The sequence below is a fragment of the Nitrosospira sp. Nsp14 genome (assembly GCF_900113575.1).
Classification (GTDB): Bacteria; Pseudomonadota; Gammaproteobacteria; order Burkholderiales; family Nitrosomonadaceae; genus Nitrosospira.
Genome location: NZ_FOPV01000041.1, coordinates 1 through 2,627, shown reverse-complemented (window position 1 = coordinate 2,627; position 2,627 = coordinate 1). Strand labels below are relative to the sequence as shown.

The window sequence follows — 2,627 nt, the reverse complement described above, 5'->3', positions numbered from 1 at the left end:
TGCGCCGTCCAGGCAATCTGGTAGTTATCCGGCAAGCTCTTCTCCGCAATTTCTTCTACCAGCTTGATCGCGTCACCCGAGCTTACGCCAGGGGCTGCACTACCGAACAATTTAGCCGCAAGCAGGCCGTTGAAGCGCTCCAACTGTTCGGCACCGATAACACTTTCTACCCTACTCAACGCGGATAGTGGCACCATCGCGCCGGATTCAGCGCGCACGTACATTCTGCCCAAGTCTTGCTCGGTCATCCGGTGCTCCGCGTCAGCCTGTAGTTGCACACGGTAAGTCCGTCCAGAGCGATTAAAATCGTTGACATAGAGTGACCCGATCATGCTTTGCAAGGTGGCGTACACATCCGCAACCGCGACGCCCTGCGATATCGCTTTGGCTTGATCCACTTCGACAAAGAATTGCGGCACCGTGGGACGAAAAAAGGTGGTGGTGGGTGCGAGTCGTGGTTCCTGGTTCAATGCTTCGATAAAATTGTTGACTACGCTGGATAATTGAAGCGGATTGGCACCGGCGCGGCTTTGCACGTAGACTTCGAAGCCGCCTGCATTACCCAGCCCATGGATGGTCGGCGGATTGAAAGCGATAGCCAATCCATCCGGTAACTGTGAACCGGCATCGAACAACTTCTTTATCACGTCCCCTGCGCTGGCAGTACGTTCGGACCAGTCTTTCATATCGACATACATTGTCGCCGCGTTGGGCTTATTGGCATTCCCGATTAGATCGAACCCATACACTGCAAACTGGGTGGCGACTGCCGGTTCTTTCGCCATCGTGCTGCGCAAGGACTCCGTAGTTTTAATGGTTCGTGCCAGCGTGGCGCCATCGGGCATGATAATTGATGCTACGACATAACCCTGATCTTCTGGAGGCACAAAACTATTGGGAACGGTCCAGACCAGATAGATCGCGAGAACTATGATGACGGCAAATACGAGCATGCCGATGACAGTATGTCGCAATGTCAGGGTTACCGTACCGGTATAAAAATCGGTCAAGCGCCCGAACCCCTTGTTGAATGAACGGAAGAATGCAGACTCTCCGTGCGTCTGCTTAAGCAGTATGGCGCATAAGGCGGGCGTCAGCGTCAGCGCGACCACGCCGGATATGGTGACAGCAACCGCGACGGTTACCGCGAACTGCCGGTAGAGTTCGCCGGCGATTCCGCCCATGAAAGCGACCGGCACAAAAACTGCGCACAGCACCAATACAATGGCCACGACTGCACTCGCGACCTGCTCCATGGACCGGATGGCCGCTCTCATTGGCGAAAGCTTTTCCTCGTCCATCAGGCGCTCGATGTTTTCCAACACCACGATCGCATCGTCCACCACGATACCGATGGACAGGACCATGGCAAAAAGCGTAAGCGTATTGATGGAGAAGCCAAACATCCACAGGCCGGCGAAGGTGCCTATCAGCGAAATGGGCACGGCGATGAGGGGAATCAGGGTCGCGCGCCAGCTTTGCAGGAACAGATAGACGACCAGGATCACCAGCACCATCGCCTCGCCGAGTGTTTTTACCACCTCCCACATCGAGGCTTTGACAAAATGGCTTGTGTCGTAGGGTAGCTCATAACCCATTCCTTCCGGAAAGCGTTGCTTCAATTCCTCCATTTTCGCTTTGACCGCCTCAGCGGTCTCCAACGCGTTTGCACCGATCTGTAAGTAAATAAGAATGCCGACCACAGGCTCGCCGTCCATCGCGTTACGGATATTGTAGTCTTGTGAACCAAGCTCGAGACGTGCCACATCTTTAAGATGGAGCACGCCACGCGCTCCATCGGCGCGCACGATGATGTTAGCGAATTCCTCGGGTTCCAGTAGCCGGCCTTTGGCGTTCACCGTATAGATCAGCTGCTGATCAGACGTTGCCGGTTCCTGCCCGATTTTGCCCGCTGCGTATTGCGCGTTTTGCACCTTGACAGCCGCAACGATGTCACTGGTCGTAACTCCCAGTTGGGCCATGCGATCGGGACGCTGCCAGATACGCATCGAATAGTTCTGGGTACCCATCAAACTCACTTCACCTACGCCTTTCGTGCGTTTCAGCTCATCCAGCATATTGAGTGTTACGTAATTGCTGAGGAAAAGCGTGTCATACTTTTTATCTTCCGTCGTCATCGCTATTGCCATCAAAAGATCGGTCGAACGCTTCTGCACGATGATGCCGGTTTGGCGAACCTCGTTGGGCAAACGAGGCAACGCAATATTCACGCGATTACTGATATTGAACGTGGCCTGATCAATGTTTGTGCCCAGCTCGAATGTAGCGGTGATGGTCAACGTGCCGCTGGAGTCGGAGCTGGAGTCGAAGTAAAGCAATCCTTCGACACCGCTCAGCTGCTCCTCGATCGGGGCGGCTACGGTTTTGGTCAGTGTGTCCGCGCTCGCGCCCGGGAACGTCGCGGTGATCAGCACAGTCGGAGGCGCGATCTGGGGGTACTGAGCGATGGGAAGCTGCAGCGCGGCGACCAGCCCTGACAGTACGATGATGATGGACAGCACCGATGCAAAGATCGGGCGGGTGATGAAGAATCTGGTCATGAGTTAGTTCGAGCTCAGGTCTGCTTTTCGGGTTGCGGCTGGGTTGAAGCAGCAGGCGCCTCGCCT

The 2,627-nt window shown here is 55.1% G+C and carries 1 protein-coding gene; it reads right to left on the bottom strand.

Going from position 1 to position 2,627, the window contains the following annotated elements:
- Nucleotides 1-2,561 (bottom strand): efflux RND transporter permease subunit (locus tag BM022_RS14910; protein WP_091140561.1); only part of this gene is annotated, 2,561 nt, incomplete at its 3' end.
- Nucleotides 2,562-2,627: the final 66 nt, after the last annotated feature.